At 36.6% G+C, this 1,935-nt stretch carries 2 protein-coding genes and 1 pseudogene; all 3 read left to right on the top strand.

Annotation, left to right across the window (positions count from 1 at the left end):
* Window positions 1–159 (top strand): annotated as a pseudogene (locus ACLNCN_RS04500) (formate/nitrite transporter family protein); the annotation flags it as partial.
* A 291-nt stretch (window positions 160–450) separates the two neighbouring features.
* Entirely contained in the window at window positions 451–1,248 is a 798-nt protein-coding gene (locus ACLNCN_RS04495) for a formate/nitrite transporter family protein (protein WP_049516662.1), read from the top strand.
* A 147-nt stretch (window positions 1,249–1,395) separates the two neighbouring features.
* Window positions 1,396–1,935 (top strand): aminotransferase class I/II-fold pyridoxal phosphate-dependent enzyme (locus tag ACLNCN_RS04490; protein ID WP_424844715.1); only part of this gene is annotated, 540 nt, incomplete at its 3' end.

Below are 1,935 nucleotides of genomic sequence, written 5' to 3'. Positions count from 1 at the left end.
AAATTCAGCATGATTGCTGATCAAGTACCTCACTTTGATCTTCCAAATATCCTTCGACATTGGGGTGTAACCTTTATTGCTAACTTTATAGGTGGAGGTCTTTTGATTGGTTTACCGTATGCCTTTCTAAATAAGAATGAAGATGCATATGTTGATTAAGAAGAGTTAGTGTATCAGTGAGAATCAGAATGATTCTCTCTTTTTCTTTTACAAAATAGGCTTGCAGAGAAAATCGTTTTTAAATTGTAACAAAAAAATATATTAAATAGAATAAAAGTTATTCCATGTAACCTCAATATTCTGATAACTAAAACTTATAAAAGCTTATTATTAAAACAATGTAAACGATTGCTAGATTTATAAATTTATTAAAAATGCAATTAGGAAAGGCTTTTCATTATATCGATTTTATGTTATAATTATCACAAATAAAAATTTTAGGAGTTTATTATGGTTTCTTCAGAATTTATCTCAAAGATTGAATTTGCTTGCAAGAAGAAGGAAAGTCTTTATAGTCAAAGCAAATTTAAGTATGCGATTCGTTCGATGTTTGCAGGTGTATTTTTAACCTTCAGTACAGCTGCTGGTGCAGTTGGGGCTGACTTGATTAATAAAATTGCACCAGGTAGTGGACGCTTCCTTTTCCCATTTGTCTTTGCTTGGGGATTGGCCTACATTGTTTTCTTAAATGCCGAGTTGGTAACATCAAACATGATGTTCTTGACTGCTGGTAGTTTCTTGAAAAAAATCTCTTGGAGAAAAACAGCTGAGATTTTACTTTACTGTACCTTGTTCAACCTTATCGGAGCCTTGATAGCAGGTTGGGGATTTGCTCATTCGGCAGCCTATGCAAATCTGACTCACGATAGTTTCATATCAGGGGTTGTTGAGATGAAGTTAGGCCGCTCAAATGAATTAATCTTGCTTGAGGCGATTTTGGCAAATATTTTCGTAAATATTGCGATTCTTTCATTTGTTTTGGTCAAAGATGGTAGTGCCAAACTTTGGCTTGTGTTGTCAGCGATTTACATGTTTGTATTCTTAACAAACGAGCACATTGCTGCGAACTTTGCTTCTTTTGCGATTGTAAAATTCAGTGTTGCTGCTGATTCAATTGCTAACTTCGGTGTTGGGAATATGCTTCGTCACTGGGGTGTAACCTTCATTGGGAACTTGATCGGTGGTGGTCTCTTGGTTGGTCTTCCATATGCCTTCCTCAATAAAAATGAAGATACTTATGTAGATTAAGAAAATGAGCACGATTGAGTCGTGCTTTTTTCATCTTTAAAATAGGGTAATAGCTATTTCTTATATCAAAATATAGAAAACTGATATTTGTAAACTATAACTTAAGGTGCTACAATATCCTTAATCAAACTATTTGGAGGTCGTTTTATGACTCGTGATTTTAAATTTGAAACTTTGCAATTGCATGCTGGGCAAGTTGTGGATCCAGCTACCAAGTCTCGTGCAGTGCCGATTTATCAAACAACATCCTTTGTTTTTGATGACACGCAGGAAGGTGCCGATTTGTTTGCCTTGAGAAAACCAGGGAACATTTATACTCGTATCACCAACCCTACAACAGCTGCCTTTGAAGAAAGAATCGCTGCTCTTGAAGGTGGTGTTGGAGCTCTTGCAACAGCATCAGGTATGGCTGCAGTGACTTATACGATTTTGGCACTTGCTCATGCAGGTGACCATGTAGTGGCAGCTTCAACTATTTACGGTGGAACTTTCAATCTCTTGAAAGAAACCCTTCCTCGTTATGGTATCACAACAACCTTTGTGGACGTGGATAATTTGGAGGAAGTGGAAGCAGCGATCAAAGACAATACCAAGCTTGTTCTGATTGAAACCTTGGGTAACCCCTTGATTAACATTCCAGATTTGGAAAAATTGGCAGAGATTGCTCATAAGCATCAGATTCCACTT

Source organism: Streptococcus sp. CL8.13, from assembly GCF_049737895.1.
Note: the sequence above shows the minus strand (reverse complement) of the source record. Positions and strands in the feature narration are given on the sequence as shown.

Coding starts and splice junctions, on each gene's coding strand:
- ACLNCN_RS04495 (WP_049516662.1), top strand. CDS start 451: ATGGTTTCTTCAGAATTTATCTCAAAGATTGAATTTGCTTGCAAGAAG.